This window comes from Mesorhizobium denitrificans (genome assembly GCF_003403035.1).
GTDB lineage: Bacteria > Pseudomonadota > Alphaproteobacteria > Rhizobiales > Rhizobiaceae > Mesorhizobium_G > Mesorhizobium_G denitrificans.
Genome location: NZ_QURN01000007.1, coordinates 52,759 through 70,902, shown reverse-complemented (window position 1 = coordinate 70,902; position 18,144 = coordinate 52,759). Strand labels below are relative to the sequence as shown.

Annotated in this window: 15 protein-coding genes; 12 read left to right on the top strand and 3 right to left on the bottom strand. The window is 58.4% G+C overall.

The genetic code is table 11. From position 1 onward, the window contains the following. Window positions 1–170: 170 nt before the first annotated feature. From DY251_RS10725 to DY251_RS10690, 8 genes are all read left to right on the top strand, one after another. Window positions 171–782 (top strand): thymidine kinase, encoded by a 612-nt coding sequence (locus DY251_RS10725; protein WP_116623899.1) that lies wholly within the window; start codon window positions 171–173, stop codon window positions 780–782. 91 nt (window positions 783–873) lie between these two features. Beyond that, entirely contained in the window at window positions 874–1,962 is a 1,089-nt protein-coding gene (locus DY251_RS10720) for a hypothetical protein (RefSeq protein ID WP_116623898.1), read from the top strand. Window positions 1,963–1,971: 9 nt separating this feature from the next. Continuing rightward, a complete protein-coding gene (locus tag DY251_RS10715; RefSeq protein WP_116623897.1) occupies window positions 1,972–3,117 on the top strand; it encodes a hypothetical protein in 1,146 nt (381 codons plus the stop codon). A gap of 205 nt (window positions 3,118–3,322) precedes the next feature. Beyond that, a complete protein-coding gene (locus DY251_RS10710; protein ID WP_116623896.1) occupies window positions 3,323–5,233 on the top strand; it encodes an AAA family ATPase in 1,911 nt (636 codons plus the stop codon). A 50-nt stretch (window positions 5,234–5,283) separates the two neighbouring features. After that, on the top strand, window positions 5,284–6,570 hold the full coding sequence (locus tag DY251_RS10705) for a DUF6638 family protein (protein ID WP_116623895.1): 1,287 nt from the start codon (window positions 5,284–5,286) through the stop codon (window positions 6,568–6,570). Window positions 6,571–6,583: 13 nt separating this feature from the next. Further along, window positions 6,584–7,753 (top strand): DUF2333 family protein, encoded by a 1,170-nt coding sequence (locus DY251_RS10700; protein WP_116623894.1) that lies wholly within the window; start codon window positions 6,584–6,586, stop codon window positions 7,751–7,753. Window positions 7,754–7,872: 119 nt separating this feature from the next. Beyond that, on the top strand, window positions 7,873–9,552 hold the full coding sequence (locus DY251_RS10695; RefSeq protein ID WP_116623893.1) for a formate--tetrahydrofolate ligase: 1,680 nt from the start codon (window positions 7,873–7,875) through the stop codon (window positions 9,550–9,552). Window positions 9,553–9,700: 148 nt separating this feature from the next. Beyond that, window positions 9,701–10,921 carry an MFS transporter gene (locus tag DY251_RS10690; RefSeq protein WP_116624049.1) on the top strand — a complete coding sequence of 407 codons (1,221 nt, stop codon included), beginning with the start codon at window positions 9,701–9,703 and terminating at the stop codon, window positions 10,919–10,921. 154 nt (window positions 10,922–11,075) lie between these two features. Here the strand turns inward: DY251_RS10690 and DY251_RS10685 are convergent, their stop codons facing one another. Beyond that, window positions 11,076–12,368 carry an NCS2 family permease gene (locus DY251_RS10685; RefSeq protein WP_116623892.1) on the bottom strand — a complete coding sequence of 431 codons (1,293 nt, stop codon included), beginning with the start codon at window positions 12,366–12,368 and terminating at the stop codon, window positions 11,076–11,078. Window positions 12,369–12,534: 166 nt separating this feature from the next. Here DY251_RS10685 and DY251_RS10680 point away from each other — a divergent pair, with 166 nt between their 5' ends. The 4 genes from DY251_RS10680 to DY251_RS10665 all read left to right on the top strand — a co-directional run bounded on the left by DY251_RS10680 (window position 12,535) and on the right by DY251_RS10665 (window position 16,167). Continuing rightward, the gene (locus tag DY251_RS10680; protein ID WP_116623891.1) at window positions 12,535–12,771 is read left to right on the top strand and encodes a hypothetical protein; all 237 of its coding nucleotides are present in this window, start codon (window positions 12,535–12,537) and stop codon (window positions 12,769–12,771) included. Between the two features lie 96 nt (window positions 12,772–12,867). Then, window positions 12,868–14,040: an alpha-hydroxy acid oxidase gene (locus DY251_RS10675; RefSeq protein ID WP_116624048.1), complete on the top strand. Its 1,173-nt coding sequence runs from the start codon at window positions 12,868–12,870 to the stop codon at window positions 14,038–14,040. Between the two features lie 271 nt (window positions 14,041–14,311). Further along, window positions 14,312–14,593 carry an SCP2 sterol-binding domain-containing protein gene (locus DY251_RS10670; RefSeq protein ID WP_116623890.1) on the top strand — a complete coding sequence of 94 codons (282 nt, stop codon included), beginning with the start codon at window positions 14,312–14,314 and terminating at the stop codon, window positions 14,591–14,593. 101 nt (window positions 14,594–14,694) lie between these two features. Continuing rightward, a complete protein-coding gene (locus DY251_RS10665; RefSeq protein ID WP_116624047.1) occupies window positions 14,695–16,167 on the top strand; it encodes a M20 family peptidase in 1,473 nt (490 codons plus the stop codon). Window positions 16,168–16,332: 165 nt separating this feature from the next. On the opposite strand, the gene DY251_RS10660 is transcribed toward DY251_RS10665, so the two are convergent. After that, window positions 16,333–16,884, bottom strand: a complete 552-nt coding sequence (locus DY251_RS10660; protein ID WP_425373295.1) for a GNAT family N-acetyltransferase — start codon at window positions 16,882–16,884, stop codon at window positions 16,333–16,335. Window positions 16,885–16,983: 99 nt separating this feature from the next. After that, window positions 16,984–18,120: an ornithine/lysine decarboxylase gene (odc2, locus tag DY251_RS10655; protein ID WP_116623888.1), complete on the bottom strand. Its 1,137-nt coding sequence runs from the start codon at window positions 18,118–18,120 to the stop codon at window positions 16,984–16,986. Window positions 18,121–18,144 lie beyond the last annotated feature (24 nt).

The window sequence follows — 18,144 nt, the reverse complement described above, 5'->3', positions numbered from 1 at the left end:
ACTGTCCCTTAGACGCGAGCCAAACACCATTTTGGCGCGCTTGCAAGCAACAACATGCGTGGACGCGCCGCTGATTTCTCTATTCACGACATTGGCGCGCGGATGCGCTTTCCGGTGGACGATCGAGGCAGCGACTCCCCATCGGCGAACAGCACGGCTACAAGCACGCAATGGCGAAGCTATATTTTCATTATGCGGCGATGGATGCGGGCAAGACAACCATGCTCCTGCAAGCCGCATACAACTATCGCGAGCGCGGAATGAACGCGATGCTGTTCATCGCGGGACACTATAAGAAGGGCGAGCGCGGCTACATTTCCTCGCGCATCGGGCTTGAGGCCGAAGCGGAAATGTTTCGCGACGGCGACGATCTTTTCGCTCGCGTGGCCGAGCATCACGCACGCGAAACGGTACACGCGGTTTTTGTGGACGAGGCGCAGTTTCTGGAGGACGAGCAGGTCTGGCAACTCGGGCGTGTCGCGGACAGGTTGGGCATCCCGGTTTTGTGCTACGGGTTGCGGACCGATTTTCAGGGCAAGCTGTTCAGCGGGTCCAAGGCGCTGCTGGCAATCGCGGATGAACTGCGCGAGGTGCGAACCGTGTGCCGCTGCGGGCGAAAAGCGACGATGGTCGTGCGGCTGGGCCCCGATGGAAAAGTTGCCAAGCAGGGCGCGCAGGTTGCTATCGGCAAGGAAGCCTATGTCTCGCTCTGCCGCCGCCACTGGGAAGAAGAAATGGGCCGCACGGAGCCTGACGATTTCCTGGGTTTCGCCACGCGGTAAGCATGGCTGCGATTTCACGGCTTGCTTCTTCCAATCGCAACCAGCGCCCCTTATATTCGCGCAATAGACGACCATCTCCAGGAGGGTGCGCATGGCCGAGCTTCAGAACTTCGACAGTGAAATCGAAAAGACCAAGCGTGTTGTCGAGGATATGCGCACAAAGATCGACCAGTCTTCGACCATGCTGGACAAGCTGGCGCGCTCTGACGCCAAGATCGGCAATGCCGATTTCGATATCGAAAATGCGCGCATTGAAGATGTGCTGAAGCAACAGAAGGTGATGGAAAGCAACATCGCCGACCTGATTATCGGACTGGAAGACGCGACCAATGTTTTCGGCACCGAGTTCGAAAGCATGAAGAACTACACGACGTGGGAAAGCGTAGTCGGCGTATTCTCCGACTCTTCGAAGCAGCGGATGCGGACAGAGCGCGTGCGCAACATGTCGCTGGCCGGCAACCTGCAGGAACTGCTCGCCAAGTCGGACACGATTGTCGGCATTCTGAAAGGCCAGAAGCAGATTCTCGACCAGCGCTACAAGACCTCCGAGGCATCTCTGGCGCAGGTTATCGAGCGCCGCAAGGTGACGATGGCGGAACTGGAAGCCGTGCAGAAGCGGATCATGGAATTGAACCCGCTGCTGCTCGACATCGAGAACAAGATTGCCGCCTCCACCAACCAGAAGGAACGCACCCACCTTGAGGGCGAGCGCTCCAAGCTGGCAACGGAGTATAATGAAAAGCAGGCCAAGGAGCAGGAATTGCTGGCCGCCAGCCAGACACTGGAGCGCTACACCTCCATGTTCCAGACCTTCGTGGACTCGCTGAACAACCAGATTGCAGCGCAGAACACGCTCATCAACAAGCTGACCATCGATACCGAGCAGCGCATCGTTCTCTATAAGGCACTGGAAGATTCGTTGAAGACGGCAGCGCAGCAGGACGTCGCGCACAAGATCAACACACTTGGCTCGCAGGTGGACAACACCGCGGAAGAGACGATGGCGGGCATTGGCGCGGCGGCGCAGAAGCACATTGGCGATCTGCTGGAACTGCACGAAAAGAACATGGTGACGACCGCCGACATTCAGCGGCGCAAAAAGCTGGCCGACGATGCGTTTGCAAGGCGCTTCGATGAGGTTCTGCGCAAGCACAACACTGCCGATTACGTTCGCGCCTGAACCTGACGCATGAAACCGGATAACGAACCCGCCGCGCAATATTTCGCGGCGATTTCGGCGGCACTCGCCGGGCTTGAGATATTCATGTCCGATGAGCGGTCTTCGCTCTACCGGCATGATCTCGTGACCAAGGTTGCCGCTGAATATATCGGCAAGCTGGAGCGCACATTCGATTGCTGGCGCAACCAGCTTGGCTTTCTCGAAAAGTTTCGCATTTCGCGCGCAGAGAGCGGCTTTCCCGTTTTCCAGCATGTGCTGGAACTGGAGAACGATCGGCGGCAGGCAGAGGAGCGGCTTTCAGCAATCCCACAGGCGGATGAGTTGCGCGCCGAAATGGCGGATTTCATTTTGCGCCATAAGGATTTTCCGGCAGCGCTTCAACGCACCATGGCCGAACGGCTCTATCTGGAAGACGTGCGCAACGGCCAGATTTTCGGGCCATTCATGCTGGCGCAGACGGCCAAAGTTTCAGTCAACCCAAACAATGGTCGTCCCTATTATCTGGTCCATTGGGCAAGCTTTGACGGCACCGCCAATCTGCCGCTGATCTACATGGCGACAATCGAGGACTCCTCCCCTGCACTGGTTCGGCAGCTTGTGACGAGCGACAACAAGCTCAATGAGGATGTGAAAATTCCGCTGCCGGTGGAGGGCCTACTGAACCCCGAACTCGCGCACCAGTTTGACGCGTTCACCGAAAAAAACTCGGCCTATACGCTCTCGCCAGCGACGATTGCGAACAATCTGGACAAGGATTTTCCGACACTGCACCCGAAGCAGCTTCGCCGGCTCGTGCTGGGACCGTTTTACTCGGCGGGCATCACCGAGAACAATTCGACCGTCTCCGAAGTGCTGTCGAAGGTGCGCAAGCCGGAGAACGCCTGGCTGCTGACCTGGACCGTGCAGGAGGTCTATTCAAAGGCTGAACGCCCCGGCAAGCGCGGGCTGTGGTCGAGCGAGAAAGCGACGCAGGAATTCTACGTCAACACCGACGATCTGGAAGCTGCACGGCAGGGCGTGTCTGCGTATGAAAAGCACGCGCTCGTTCCGCATGAGGCGTATCAGGCGCTTTATGCAGCAGGCGAAGCGCAGAAGATTTTCGCCGAATACAAGGTGCATGTTCTGTCCAAGGGACAGGTGATTAGCGATGTGTAGGAAAAGGACCCGCGCTCAGCACTGCCCCTCACCCTTACCCTCTCCCCGTGAAGGACAGGAAGAGGGGGACAATATCGTTGGGGCAGAAACACTTCGGCGTGGGCTCCAGCTTTGCTGGATCATGGGCACGCCTTCTCAATTTCCCCCACTCCCTGCTTGCGGGGAGAGGGTAAGGGTGAGGGGGCATGCATAAAGCGAGGACCGCATGGACACCGGCCTGACGACAATTCCCGAAGCGGATATTGAAAAGCATGTGCCGACAGCGCAGAGCTTCATCACCCGCATCGTGGTGCTGGAACAATCTGACGGGCGGTCGGGAACGGCTCTGGCTGGAACCAACCGGCGCTTTGTCTCGACGGTTTCGACCGGATCGGTCGGGCGGTCGCGCGAAGTGGAGCTGACCAAGACGGTCGCGGCGGTGCGGCCCGGCGACCAGCTTCTGGACATCGCCCAGCACACCCTGCTCTTTCGCGCGCGGCGCGGCATCGCGATTGCGCTGGCGGTCGCCGATGTCTATGCCCGCGCCAGCGATCTGGAATCATTGCAGGCGAAGAACGCCCGCACGCCGCTCGAAGGTGAAGACGCAAGCCGCTTTCATAAGCTGCTATCCGCATCGGCCTATGTCGCAGCGTTCACTTTCGGGTCCTATCTGTTGCAGCTTATCGATAGTGACGGCGAGTCGCCCAACGACATAGCCGAGCCACAATTTAATTTCGACACGCCGCAAGATGCGGTGAAATCGCTCATTGCCGGGCTGGATAGCGCAATTTCGGGTTCGCAGGACGACGCGACGCTGACCACGCGCGCCCGCGCTTTCGCCCGCGTCGCGATGGAAGGCCTGTTGGCGCGCAAGAGCCGGTTCGACGGGCTTGGCACATTTGAAGACGCGCATATCCGCATCGAAAAAGACGACTTCAACATTGACGGTTTCGACGTTGCGCCAGGCAAGAAGTCCAAGCCGCTCGAAATGACGTTCAAGAAGCCGGAAGAGGTCGTCGGCAATCACATCGCGAAATACCAGTCGCTGAAGCTGGCCAAGATGCTGATGGCCTATGATTTCGACCGGCAGATGAACCCGTTCGTGGAGCTTGGCGGCTTCCTGTTCACCTTCATTGGCGACGGCGCGCCCGGCACCGGCAAGACAACGCTGATCCAGATGATCGCGGGCATGGTCAACGGCTACTGTCAGATGGCGGGCTATGCCTTCCATTATGAGAATTTCGGCGTCGACCAAATCTCGTCTTATCAAGGCAAGTCCGGCCAGAATTGTAAGGCGTTTATCGACAATGTGCTGAACCCGCGCGCAATCGGTTTCGGCACGATTGACGATCTGGATCAGGTGGCGGCGAAGCGCTCCGACGACCGCGCCTCTGCCGGTCAGCACGAAATAACCGGCGTGCTGATGGCGGCGTTTTCCGGCACGAACACGGTTATTCGCGGCAATTGCTCGTTCGGCATGTTTTCCAACTATCCGGAAAATGTGGACGACGCTCTGCGACAACGCGCGGGCGCGCGGTGGCTGGTGGATGGTCCGCAGAGCGAAGCCGATTATATCGACATTTTCGTGCTGCTGGCGGGCAAGAACCACAAAATTCCACTCGGCAAGCATGAGCTTTATGCCGCGCAGGAGATCAAGCGCGCGGTGGACACCGCCTATGAAAGCCACGCCAAGCCGCATGAGGATGGGTTGCTGAACGTCTATGACCGCTTCATCAAGGACCACGGCCAGCCAAAGACGATGGCCGATGTGGGCGCCTATCTGCACATGATAAAGGAAGCCGAGCCGCGCTTTACCGGACGCGCGATCAAGAACGTCACCGACGCCATCAAGATGCGCGCGATGGACATCGACCTGCCCGACGAATGGTTCGAGAAGCCCGAAGCATTCATGCACAAATCCTACGATGAAAAGAAAGCCATGATCGAGGAACTGCGCGGGCCGTTCGACATGGACATGATCATGCAGGAGATAAACCGCTATGCCGACAGCGAGTTCCGGTATTCCGACCGGGCGGATGATTCCGCTGTCGAAAAAATGCTTCGCGACGCAAGACTAAGGGAACGCGCGGCGCGCGAGATGGAAGAATTGAAGAAAAAGGGTTTGTGGAGTGCTTGAAGCAGAAGAAGCGCGGTCTTTTATGCGTTCAACGCCGGGCATGGAATAAAATGGACCTGCTGCGCCGGAACGAACTCATTTATGGGCGGCTGATGCCGGTCGACGAACCGCATTTGATCGAGCGCTATAACAAGGCGCTGAAAGCGTTCGGCCTCAAACCAACCAAGCTGAAGAAATTCGAGATCGACCGCACCGGCTTTTCGCCACAAATCGCCAAGGAGCTCGACAATCAGCTCTATCTCGACCCCAATGAGGTCAATCGACGTTTCATCATTTTGACGCCGGACCAGATCGACCTGCCGGTGGTGCACACGGCCTTTTCCAATACCGGCCAGCTTGTCTATGAATTCATGTCCAAGAACAGCCGGGCAATCGACGCGCTGACCATCAAGGACGTGATCTACGGCGAGATTGAAGACACGGTCGCGAAGGTTGAATCCATCGAGGATTTGCTATCCATCAATCAGGTGGAGTTTCGAGTTCTTTCGGCGGAGGACGTGCTGGGCAAAGCCGCAGAACTCGGCAAGCTGGTGGACCGGCTGAAACTCGAACCGAACGCCTGGCGCGACGACGACATGCTGAAGCGCATGGTGGAACTCGCCAAGGTGACCGGCGACATACGCGAAAATGCGCTGGTGCCCGATCAGGTGATATTCCGTCACAACGCGTTTTGGACGAGCCATTTCGGCGGCATCTATATCTTTATCGATAAGGATATGACGACCGTTATCGGCGATCCGACTTCGCCCGGCTTCAAGCGTTCGCGCCCGTGGCAGGTGAGCTATCTATCCATCACCGACGCCGACCGCGTTTTTCGCTTTCTGGCAAGCACCGGGCGGCTGGAACTGCCGCGCGCTTCATGGATCGAGCAATCCGGCTATCTCGAACATCGCGCAGAAATGGCGATCCGGGGAATTATCCGCGAGGTTGAACCCGACCGTGATCTGACCGAGGCGAGTCTGGTGTGGTATCAGACGTGGATTCAATCTCATGCCGACATAATCAATCGCGAAGGCACGTTTCCATTTCTGAACGCCGCCAAGCGCGAAATCGCACAATATGGGCAAATCCGGCTCGAGGATGTACCGCCGCCCCTGCGGTTTCTTGTCGTACGGGCGAAGCCGGACCACCCCGACGCCTGGCTGACAAACCGGCTGATTTCGGACTTCGTTCGCTTCGATTTCGTGTCGCGCTACGTGTTCAACAAGCAGGGTTTTTACAAGGATTATGATTCATTCACGCCGCAATGGCGCGAGAATGTTGTCGTGACCCTGAAAAACTCATATCTGAAAGATAAGGCCGCGTTTCGCGAACACCTCTATGGTCTGACGGACTGAAGGAAGGGACCTTATGCTCGACCCGATTGTTGCTTTCTTTGTTCGTGTGTTTGGCCTGATTGGGCGAGGAATTGGCTTCGTGGTCGGCATACTGCTGTGGCCGCTCCTGTGGTTGACTGGTTGGTACACCCAGCGCAACTGGGCGATCAAAGGCGTTGTCGCGCTGGTTCTGGTCGGGCTGGCGGCATTTTATGGCTATTTCATATGGCAGACGCAGATCTGGACGAACTTCAATCCGGATTACCCGAACGCGCGCGTCAAGGAAGACTCAAGCAAGACACTTGCGGGCGCAGCCGCCAACGCAGACGCATCGGCTGCATTGTCGGCGGTGCAAGGTGGCTCGGCGGTGCAGCAGACCGCGCAGGGCAACGCACAATCTTGCCAACGATCCGCTATTGTAGACATCACCACCGATCTGATCGACTTCAACGTGAACCAGAATGCGTGGATACCTTCCATGCTGGCCTCGAAGTTGGGATTTTTCGGCATTCCATGGAAAAACACTCCTTTTCTCGACAATAAGGCAGCATTCCAAACAGGTATCAATCAAGCGATCCGCCGCACGACTATCGAACTCGTGGACACGCTGGGGCGCGTGCGCGGAACGTCACAGATCGATCAGGGCCTCCAGAGCGCACGTGAAAACATGAACTGGGGCGAGACGGTTTGGTATGTCGGTAGCAACGGTCTTACGCGCCCCACGCCAGGCGCTTATCGCGCCGCGCTTAAAACTTTGCAGGAATTCAACGACCGCCTCGGTCAGTGCAATGCGACATTTGATGCGCGCGCCGACAACCTGATGGTATTTCTCGATAGGATATCCGGCGATATTGGTTCGACATCTGACATTCTCCGCGCACAGATTCAGGCTTCCGACGCCGGGTGGCTCGATCCACGGGCGGATGATCGTTTCTGGTTCGCGTACGGACAACTTTACGCTTACTATGGCCTGTTGAAAGCAACCCATGTTGATTTCAACGCGGTCATTAATGATCGCAATCTTCGTCAGATCTGGGACAATATGGAAAGCCAATTGCGCTTCGCATTGGATATGCAGCCGTGGATCATTTCGAATGGAAGTGAATCTTCTTTCATATTCCCGTCTCATCTTGCCACACTAGGCTTCAATCTGCTTCGCGTACGTTCGCAACTTGTGGAGATAAGGGGCATTCTCGACAGGTAGGTTGCGAGGTCGCAATTCAGCCAATTCACGACTGTTTTTCGACAGCCCGCGAAATTGGGCTGTTGCGTCTATGCGGGATAAAAAATCGGAGGCGCAATGCGCCCCACGGGAGGAATTGAATGGCCGAATACAAATCCGACATCGAGATTGCGCGCGCGGCGAAAAAGAAGCCGATTCAGGAAATCGGGGCGAAGCTCGGCATTCCAAGCGAGCATCTGCTGCCCTACGGCCATGACAAGGCGAAGGTTTCAGCTGAGTTCATCGCATCGAAACAGGGCGGCAAGGATGGCAAGCTGATCCTCGTGACGGCGATCAACCCAACGCCTGCGGGCGAAGGCAAAACCACGACGACGGTTGGCCTTGGCGACGGGCTTAACCGGATCGGCAAGAAGGCCGTGATCTGCATTCGCGAGGCTTCGCTTGGGCCGAATTTCGGCGTGAAGGGCGGCGCGGCAGGCGGCGGCTACGCGCAGATCGTACCCATGGAGGATATGAACCTCCACTTTACCGGCGATTTTCACGCGATAACCACGGCGCATAATCTGCTCTCGGCGCTGATCGACAATCACATTTATTGGGGCAATGAACTCGGCATCGACACGCGGCGCGTGGTGTGGCGGCGCGTGATGGACATGAACGATCGCGCACTGCGCGAGATCATCTGCTCGCTCGGCGGGGTGGCGAATGGCTATCCGCGCGAGGCTGGCTTCGACATCACGGTGGCCTCCGAGGTGATGGCGATCCTATGTCTTTCGCGTGACCTCAAGGACCTGCAAAAGCGCCTCGGCGATATCATCGTTGCGTATCGGCGCGACAAGTCGCCCATCTATGCGCGCGACCTGAAAGCGGATGGCGCGATGGCGGTTCTGCTAAAAGACGCGATGCAGCCAAACCTGGTGCAGACGCTGGAGAACAACCCGGCCTTTGTGCATGGCGGACCGTTTGCCAATATCGCGCATGGCTGCAACTCGGTGGTTGCGACAACCACCGCGTTGAAGCTGGGCGACTATGTGGTGACAGAAGCGGGCTTCGGCGCGGATCTGGGCGCGGAAAAGTTTTTCGACATCAAGTGTCGCAAGGCCGAGCTGAAGCCGGCAGCGGCGGTGATTGTCGCGACCGTTCGGGCCATGAAAATGAACGGCGGGGTCAAGAAGGAAGACCTGGGCGCGGAGAATGTCGAGGCCGTGAAAAAGGGTTGTGCGAATCTCGGCCGGCACATCGAAAATGTGAAACAGTTCGGCGTTCCGGCGGTCGTTGCCGTCAACCATTTCGTTTCCGACACGGATGCCGAAATTCAGGCGATGAGAGATTACGTCGCCTCACTCGGCGCCGAAGCGATTGTTTGCAAGCATTGGGCACAGGGTTCGGCAGGCATTGAAGACCTCGCGCGCAAAGTGGTCGAGCTTGCAGAAAGCGGGGCCTCGCAGTTCTCCCCGCTTTACCCCGACGACATGCGATTGTTCGAAAAGATCAACACGGTTGTGAAGCGCATTTATCGCGGCTCCGAGGCGATTGCGGACAAAGCGGTGCGCGATCAACTGACAGCGTGGGAAGCTGCAGGCTACGGCAATTTGCCGGTCTGCATGGCGAAGACGCAATATTCCTTCTCGACTGACCCGAACCTGCGTGGCGCACCGACTGGCCATGTCGTGCCCGTGCGCGAGGTGCGGCTGTCAGCAGGCGCGGGCTTCGTGGTCGCCATCTGCGGTGAGATCATGACTATGCCCGGCCTGCCGAAATCGCCCTCCAGCGAACGCATATTCCTAAACGAGCAGGGTTATATCGAGGGGTTGTTTTAAGGCCGCTGTGTCCGCCATCACCACCTGCTGAATGATAGCGCGGTTCCTGTCACTCCAATGCCAAATCTGGATCGACTGAAAGGCGGCGAGTGGCGCTGCCAAACAGCGCTGGCACAAAGCAATGGTGCAGCCCGAAAAGGAGTGCATCATGCAGGGAACCGCCGCCGACATTGACGGACAATATGCGTGGTACCGGCTAGGCATCTCCATACTGTTGGCGACAATTGGTTGCGCGGGTATGTGGATCGTCGTGGTCGTCATGCCCGAAGTGCAGGCCGAGTTCGGCATCGACCGCGCGCAAGCCTCCCTGCCCTTCACCGCTACGATGATCGGCTTCGCCGCAGGCAATGTGATTGTCGGGCGCGCGATTGACCGAATGGGCTATTTTCTGCCGGCGCTGGTGGCATCGCTGACCCTGAGCGCCGGACTGATCCTTGCATCGCTTTCTACAACGTCATCGCAGTTCTCGCTCGCGCATGGTGCGCTGATCGGGCTCGGATCGTCGGCAATGTTCGGGCCGCTGATCGCCGACATATCGCATTGGTTCCGAAAGCGGCGCGGCGTAGCTGTGACCGCCGCGGCTTCGGGGAATTACCTCTCAGGCGCGATCTGGCCGATCATCATGCCGCATTTGATGGATGCCTATGGCTGGCGCGGAGCCTATGCGGCGATCGGCGTTTTCTGCGCCGTGACAATGATTCCACTGCTGATGCTGCTAAGACGCAGGATCGACCATAACATCGCAATGACCGCAGCCGCGCAAAAGCAGACGCAATCGATCGCAGCTATTTCGCCGCGCGCACTGCAAGCGCTGCTGGTGGTGGCGGGGTTCGGCTGCTGCATGGCGATGTCCATGCCACAGGTGCACATCGTGGCCTATTGCATGGACCTTGGCTACGGTATCGCGCGCGGCTCGGAAATGCTGTCGCTGATGCTGGTGGGCGGCGTGGTTTCGCGCCTCGTTTCGGGCGTGGTGGCAGACCGCATCGGAGGGATTCGAACGCTGCTGATCGGGTCTGTAGCGCAGTGCCTGGCGCTTTTTGCCTATATTCCGTTTGACGGGTTGGCGTCGCTCTATATCGTGTCGCTGATTTTTGGGCTCAGCCAGGGCGGGATTGTGCCGTGTTATGCAATTATCGTGCGGGAGTATATGCCGCCGGCAGAAGCAGGTCGGCGCATCGGACTGGTTATGATGTCGACCATCATCGGCATGTCCGTTGGCGGCTGGATGACCGGCTGGATTTATGTGCAGACCGGGTCTTACACAGTCGCATTCCTGAATGGCATTGCGTGGAATCTGGTGAATATTACCGCAATGCTGTGGATGCTGAGCAAATCCCGGCCAAGGCAAACGCCAGCGTTGGCGTAGATCGCCGAAAGCTCGCGCTTCCCCTCACCCGGCCCTTCGGGCCACCGCCCTCGGCTATGGCTCCGGGCGTTCCTCGTTCGAAAAGCCCATTCCTGGGCTTTTCGTTTGCTTCGCAAACCACTCTTCACCCCGGTAAACGGGGAGAAGGACGTGCCTACTCCGCGAAGAAGGCGAAGCGGATGACGAACAAAACCGCCACGAGCAATGTTGCAAGGTGGATCTGGCCGATGCGGCCAGTTGCAGCCTTGATGACAACATAGCTGATGAAACCGAAAGCAAGGCCGTTCGCGATGGAATAGGTGAAAGGCATAGCCAGTGCGGTAAGCGCGGCGGGCGTTGCTTCGGTCACGTCTTCCCAATCGATGTCGACCAGTTCGCGCATCATCAAGCCCGCCACGTAAAGCAGCGCCGGAGCGGTGGCATAGGCGGGAACGGCTGCCGCCAGCGGCGAGACGAACAGCGCAGCCAGGAACAGCAGCGAAATGGTGAGCGCGGTGAGGCCCGTGCGCCCACCAGCCTGCACACCCGACGCGCTTTCGACATATGCCGTGGTGCTGGAGGTGCCAAGAAGCGAGCCCGCGACAATCGCGGTGGAGTCGGCGAACAGCGCTCGCCCAAGATTGTTCGGCTTGCCTTCCTCAATAAGCTTCGCGCGCTTGGCAACGCCGATCAGCGTGCCGGTGGCGTCGAACACTTCAACCAGCACGAACACCAGAATGACCTGGATGATGCCCGCATGGAGAATGCCGGCAATGTCGAGCTGCAGGAAGGTCGGCGCAATGCTTGGCGGCATGGAAACGACACCCTGAAACTGGCTGATGCCCAAGGCCATCGACAGAAGCGTGACCACGAGAATGCCGATCAGGATCGCTCCGCGCACCTTCATTGCATCCAGCGCGGCGATGACGAAAAAGCCGAAGATCGCGAGCAGCGTTCCCGCATTGTGCAGGCTGCCAAGGCCAATCAGCGTGGCAGGATTATCGACCACGATGCCGGAGCTTTTCAGCGCGATGATGGCAAGGAAAAGCCCGATACCGGCGGCGATGGCACTTCGCAAGGAATGCGGGATGCCTGCCACGAGCCAGCTTCGAATGCCGGTGACGGTGAGAATGAAGAAGATGACGCCGGAGATGAACACGGCACCAAGCGCCTGCTGCCATGTGAAGCCCAACGCGGCTACAACGGTGAACGCGAAGAATGCGTTGAGGCCCATGCCCGGCGCCATGCCGATGGGCCAATTGGCCATCAGCGCCATAACAGCGGAGCCCAGCGCGGCGGCGAGACAGGTCGCCACGAAAATGGCGTTGCGGTCCATGCCAGTGGACGAAAGAATCTCCGGATTGACGAAGATGATGTACGACATTGTGAGGAATGTCGTGATGCCCGCGAGCACTTCTGTGCGCACGGAAGTTCCATGCTCCGAAAGCTTGAACAGTTTTTCCAGCAATTTGTCCTCCCTCTACCGCCTCCTCGCGGCAAACACTTCTGGATAGCAGAAAGATACATCCGCGATTTTCAAATTATATAATAAACTGCTTATACATGAGCAAAAGATTGTGGAACACCATCGCGCTCGAAGCGTTCTTCATTGCCATTATGAGCGGAGGCTCAACATGACACGGCTCAATGAAATGAAGGTACAGCATATCCTTGACGACAAATCGCTCGCCACGGATGAAAAGATCGAAGCTTTGCTGGAAATCGAATCCGAAGCGCGGGCCTTGCAACGTGCTGCATCCGAAAGCCCAATGGTGGACGACGACGGCTGGGACGGTGCGTTGCGCGACGTTCGCAAGGCGCTGGACAAGCTTGGCTGGGAAGAACCAGCAAAGGGTGCCAATAGCCTGTAAAAAGTTTGTCCATATTTGAATATCGCTCAAAAAATATCGTGACGGCGGGGCAAAATGCGCTACACCGTCAGCACAGTTCTGCTGACGGATCTCACTATGCCTCGCCCCATTACCTCTGTTGCCGACCTACAAGCACTCGCCCGCAGGCGCGTGCCCAGGATGTTTTACGATTATGCGGATTCCGGTTCTTGGACGGAAAGCACCTATCGGGCGAATGAGGAAGATTTTCAGAAGATAAAGCTGCGCCAGCGCGTTGCCGTGGATATGCGCAATCGCTCGCTGGCAAGCACCATGATCGGCATTCCGGTGTCGATGCCAGTCGCGCTCGCACCTACCGGTTTGACGGGAATGCAGCATGCAGACGGCGAGATTCTTGCCGCGCGCGCCGCTGCGAAGGCTGGCGTGCCGTTTACGCTTTCGACCATGAGCATCTGCTCGATCGAAGACGTTGCGGAAAATACGGACGCGCCCTTCTGGTTCCAGCTCTACGTGATGCGCGACCAAGAGTTTTCCAACGGCCTGATTGACCGCGCCAAGGCCGCTGGCTGCACCGCACTGGTGCTGACGCTCGACCTGCAAATTCTCGGACAGCGCCACAAGGACATCAAGAACGGGCTGACCACGCCGCCCGCGCCGACCATCGCCAACATGATCAACCTCGCGACCAAGCCACGCTGGGTGTATCACATGGCCCAAACCAAGCGGCGCACCTTCCGAAATATTGTCGGGCACGCAAAAGGTGCGGACAATTTGCGCTCGCTCGGCAAGTGGACAGCGGAGCAATTCGACCCGGCGCTGGATTGGGATGCTGTGAAACGCATCAAGGATCGGTGGGGCGGCAAGCTCATCATCAAGGGCATTCTGGACCCGGAAGATGCCGCACTTGCCGCGAAGAGCGGTGCAGATGCGCTGATCGTTTCCAATCATGGCGGCCGCCAGCTGGATGGCGCAATCTCGTCAATCGCCGCCCTGCCCCCGATCGTGCGCGAGGTGGGCAACAAGATCGAAGTGCATATGGACGGCGGTGTTCGATCCGGTCAGGACGTTATCAAGGCGCGCGCGCTCGGTGCGCGGGCGGTCTATATCGGGCGCGCGTTTCTTTATGGGCTGGGCGCGATGGGTGAGTTTGGCGTGAGCGAAGCACTGCGCTGCATCCGCAACGAACTGGACATTACAATGGCCTTCTGCGGCCTGCGCGACATCGAAAAAGTGGACGCGAATATCCTCGCGGAAAATCCCTTTGCCGTGGGGCCGAAAAAGAAGCGGTAAGGGATTCATTACCCCTCATCCGCCTGCGGCACCTTCTCAACGGGAGAACGGGGATAACGGATATGCATTTGCTCGTTTGCAACGCTTTCGATTGAAATCGGCGTTGCTATCGCCCCCTTCTCCCCTTGAGGGAGAAGGTCGCGGCAGCGGGATTAGGGGTGAGACACGCGGCATAACAGCCGGGCGAAGCTTATAACGTTGACGTAAAAGTCAACACTACCTAGATTGCCGCCAAACGGGCTTTGCCCCAACCAATTTACTGGAGTCAGACATGAGCATTCAGACAATCGCCGACCAGATAAAACCGCGTGTGGAAGAGTCGGGTTTCGACCGTTCCGTGAAGTTCGACACCGGTTCAGACGGCGTTATCGTGATCGACGGCGCAACCATTTCCACCACCGACGCACCTGCCGATTGCACCATCAAGCTTTCGCTGGACGATCTTGAGTCGCTGGTAGCCGGCGAGTTGAACCCCACGATGGCGTTCATGCAGGGCAAGCTCAAAATCGAAGGCGACATGTCGGTCGCAATGGCATTGAGCCAGATACTCTAAGAGCGATCACAATCGGATGAATATGCGACACCGGCCCAAGCGCCGGTGTTGTAGTTTTGGGCGAGCCGAACCAAACTGACGGCGGCACGTGGGGGAGCAGGATGAAGTTGATTGTCAGAATCGCGGCGGTCTTGCTGAGCCTGTTGCTTGCCTTTGCGGCATTCCTTGTGGTTCGCACGCTGACTTATCAATCGCCTGCTGCTGACCATACCGAGATCAATCTGGCTCCCGCCCCGGCCGTGGATATCGAGCAAGCCGCGACGCATCTTTCCGAGGCAATCCGCTTTCGGACGATCACCGAACAGGACGACGGTGCGGAGGACCTGTCGCAATGGGACGCGATGCATGAATGGCTCGCCCGCACATATACGCTGGTGCACGCCAATTTGCGTCTCGAAAAGGTGGCAGGCTACACGCTGATTTTTACACTCGACGGCAGCGACAAATCGCTGGAGCCGTTCGTGCTGATGGCGCATCAGGATGTCGTGCCGGTGGTGGACTCGACCGAGAGCCAATGGAAGCATCCGCCCTTTGACGGTTTGATTGCGGATGGCGCAGTGTGGGGACGCGGCTCGGTTGACGATAAGGGCTCGATGATCGCCATCCTCGAAAGCGTCGAGGCGCTGCTGAAATCCGGCTTCAAGCCGAAGCGCACGCTGATCATCGTCAACGGCCATGACGAGGAAGGCCCGCATAAGGGCGCAACAGCTGCCGCAGCCTGGTTTCGCGACAAGGGCATAAAGGCCGAGTTCGTGTTGGACGAGGGGCTGGTGACGATCACCGACTTCCCGCTACTGAAGGACAGGGTGGCGCTGGTCGGCATTGCCGAGAAGGGATATGCAACGCTGCAACTGACCGCGAGTGGGCCGGGCGGGCATTCTTCAATGCCGCCGGACGATACGGCGGTGGCAACGCTGGCGCAGGCGATATTGGCTGTGACCAACAATCCGGGACCGATGGATATTAAAGGACCGGGCGCAGAAACACTGCGCGTGATCGCGCCTTACGCGCCGTTCCTGACACGCATGGCAATTGCGAATGAGTGGCTTTTCAAGCCGCTGTTGATCGACCAGGTGGCGGCCACACCGGCAGGTGCCGCGCTGCTGCATACGACTATGGCGCCAACCATGCTGCGCGCCAGCCCGAAGGAAAATGTGCTGCCGAACACCGCCAGCGCGATCATCAACTACCGGATCATTCCCGGTGAAACGACGGCCAATGTGATCGAGCGCGCTCAGACCGGAATTGGCGATCTACCCGTTACGATCAAGCTCGGAAAAGAGGCGCAAGACCCCTCTCCCATATCTTCCACCACCTCCGAGCCGTGGAAGATCGTGGCGGCGCTGGCCTCGCAGAAAAACGCGATTCCAGTTGCGCCGGGGCTCGTATTGGCCGCGACCGACAGCTATCAGCTCACGCCGGTTGCAACCGATGTCTACCGTTTCCAGCCCATCGAACTGAGCCTTTCGGAAACGTCGATGATCCATGGCATCAACGAGCACATGACACTCGACAACCTCAAGCGCATGACGGATTTTTACGGAAGCCTGATTGCGACTGCCGGTTCGCGCTGAACTTCAAGACGCGGAATCAGATTTGCAGCAATCCCCGGTAACCACCGGGGACGATTCACCTTTCTTGTCGCATCTGGAATGCGCCGCCACCCCGGAAACGCATTCACGACAAACACCGCGCCCTTGCGCAGCGGGCAAAATCGTCCCCGGCCCTCCGCCAAACTATCAGGCGGCAGCACGAAGCCGGCGCTGCTTGAGGCGGCGGCCCGCAGGCGCGATAATGCCGTTTGCGCCGTCGAGTGCGCCCTCGCTGAGTTCAAGCGCAAGAAGGCGATGGCGCTCATAAGGACCGGGCATTGCGAGCATGCCGGTCTTGTCCGCCGAGAAGCCAAAGCGCGCGTAATAAGGCGCATCGCCAACCAGCAGAATTATCCGATGGCCAAGGCGCGCAGCCTCTGCGATTGCGTGACGCATGAGCGCCGAACCGATGCCGCCGCTCTTCAATCCCGGATCGACCGCGAGCGGTCCAAGCAGAAGCGCGCGCACGCCGCCAGCATCGACATCCCACAGGCGAACCGTGCCGAGCAGAGTGCCGTCATGATCGCGCGCGGAAAAGGCTAGACCTTCCGAGGGCTTGCGGCCACGCCGCAGCTTTTCGGATGATTTGCGCTTGCGGTTCGTCCCCATGGCGCGGTCGAGCAACGCTTCACGCGCATGGATTTCGTCGTCACGCTCGACGCCGATGGAAGTGGTAATGGTTTTAAGTTCAGCCTGCATCGTCATTTTGAGAATCCCTCACCCGCAGAGTTTGTTCCACAAGCGAATGCGTCGCCGGAGAAACCCCGGCGGCGCATGGATCTGACAATCCGTAGATTGTCAGATCACGTAGGATCGGAGCGGCTCGAAACCGTTGAAGGCAACCGCAGAATAGGTGGTGGTGTAGGCACCCGTACCCTCGATCAGCACCTCGTCGCCGATGGTCAGCGAAAGCGGCAGCGGATACGGCGTCTTTTCATACAGCACGTCCGCGGAGTCACAGGTCGGGCCTGCCAGCACGCAAGGCGCCTTCTCATCGCCATCACGCGGCGTCAGGATCGGGTAGCGGATCGCCTCATCCATCGTTTCGGCAAGACCGCCGAACTTGCCGATATCCAGATAGACCCAACGCACATTGTCGTTGTCAGCCTTCTTGGAAATCAGCACGACTTCAGACTTGATGACGCCCGCATTGCCAACCATGCCACGGCCCGGCTCAATGATGGTTTCCGGGATCGCATTGCCGAAATGCTTGCGCAGTGCTTCGAAAATCGACTCACCATAGGCACGCGCAACAGGCACGTCCTTCAGGTAACGGGTTGGGAAGCCACCGCCCATATTGACCATCTTGAGCGTGATGCCCTCTTCGGCCAGCGTCGCGAAAACCTTCTTCGCATCGCCCAGAGCGCGGTCCCATGCAGACAGATCGCACTGCTGCGAACCGACATGGAAGGACACGCCGTAAGCATCGAGGCCGAGCTTGCGCGCATGACGCAGCACCTCCACCGCCATGGCAGGAACGCAGCCGAACTTGCGCGACAGCGGCCATTCGGCACCTTCGCCATCGGTCAGCACGCGACAGAACACGCGCGCCTGCGGTGCAACGCGAGCAATCTTCTCCACCTCTTCGACGCAATCCACCGCGAACAATCGAATGCCCAGCTCGTAGGCGCGCGCAATATCGCGCTCCTTCTTGATGGTGTTGCCATAGGAAATGCGATGCGGCGCGGCACCCGCGTCCAGCGCCATTTCGACTTCCGCTACAGAAGCGGTGTCGAAGCAGGAGCCGAGCGAAGCGAGCAGGCGCAGGATTTCCGGCGCAGGGTTTGCCTTGACCGCATAGAAAATGCGGCTGTCCGGCAGCGCCTTTTCAAACGCCTTATAATTCTCGCGAACGACCTCAAGGTCTACGATGAGGCAAGGCCCGTCCGGACGTCGGGTGGCGAGGAAGTCGAGGATGCGCTGGGTAGCGGCCATTTTATCTCTCCCGTCACGCGGATT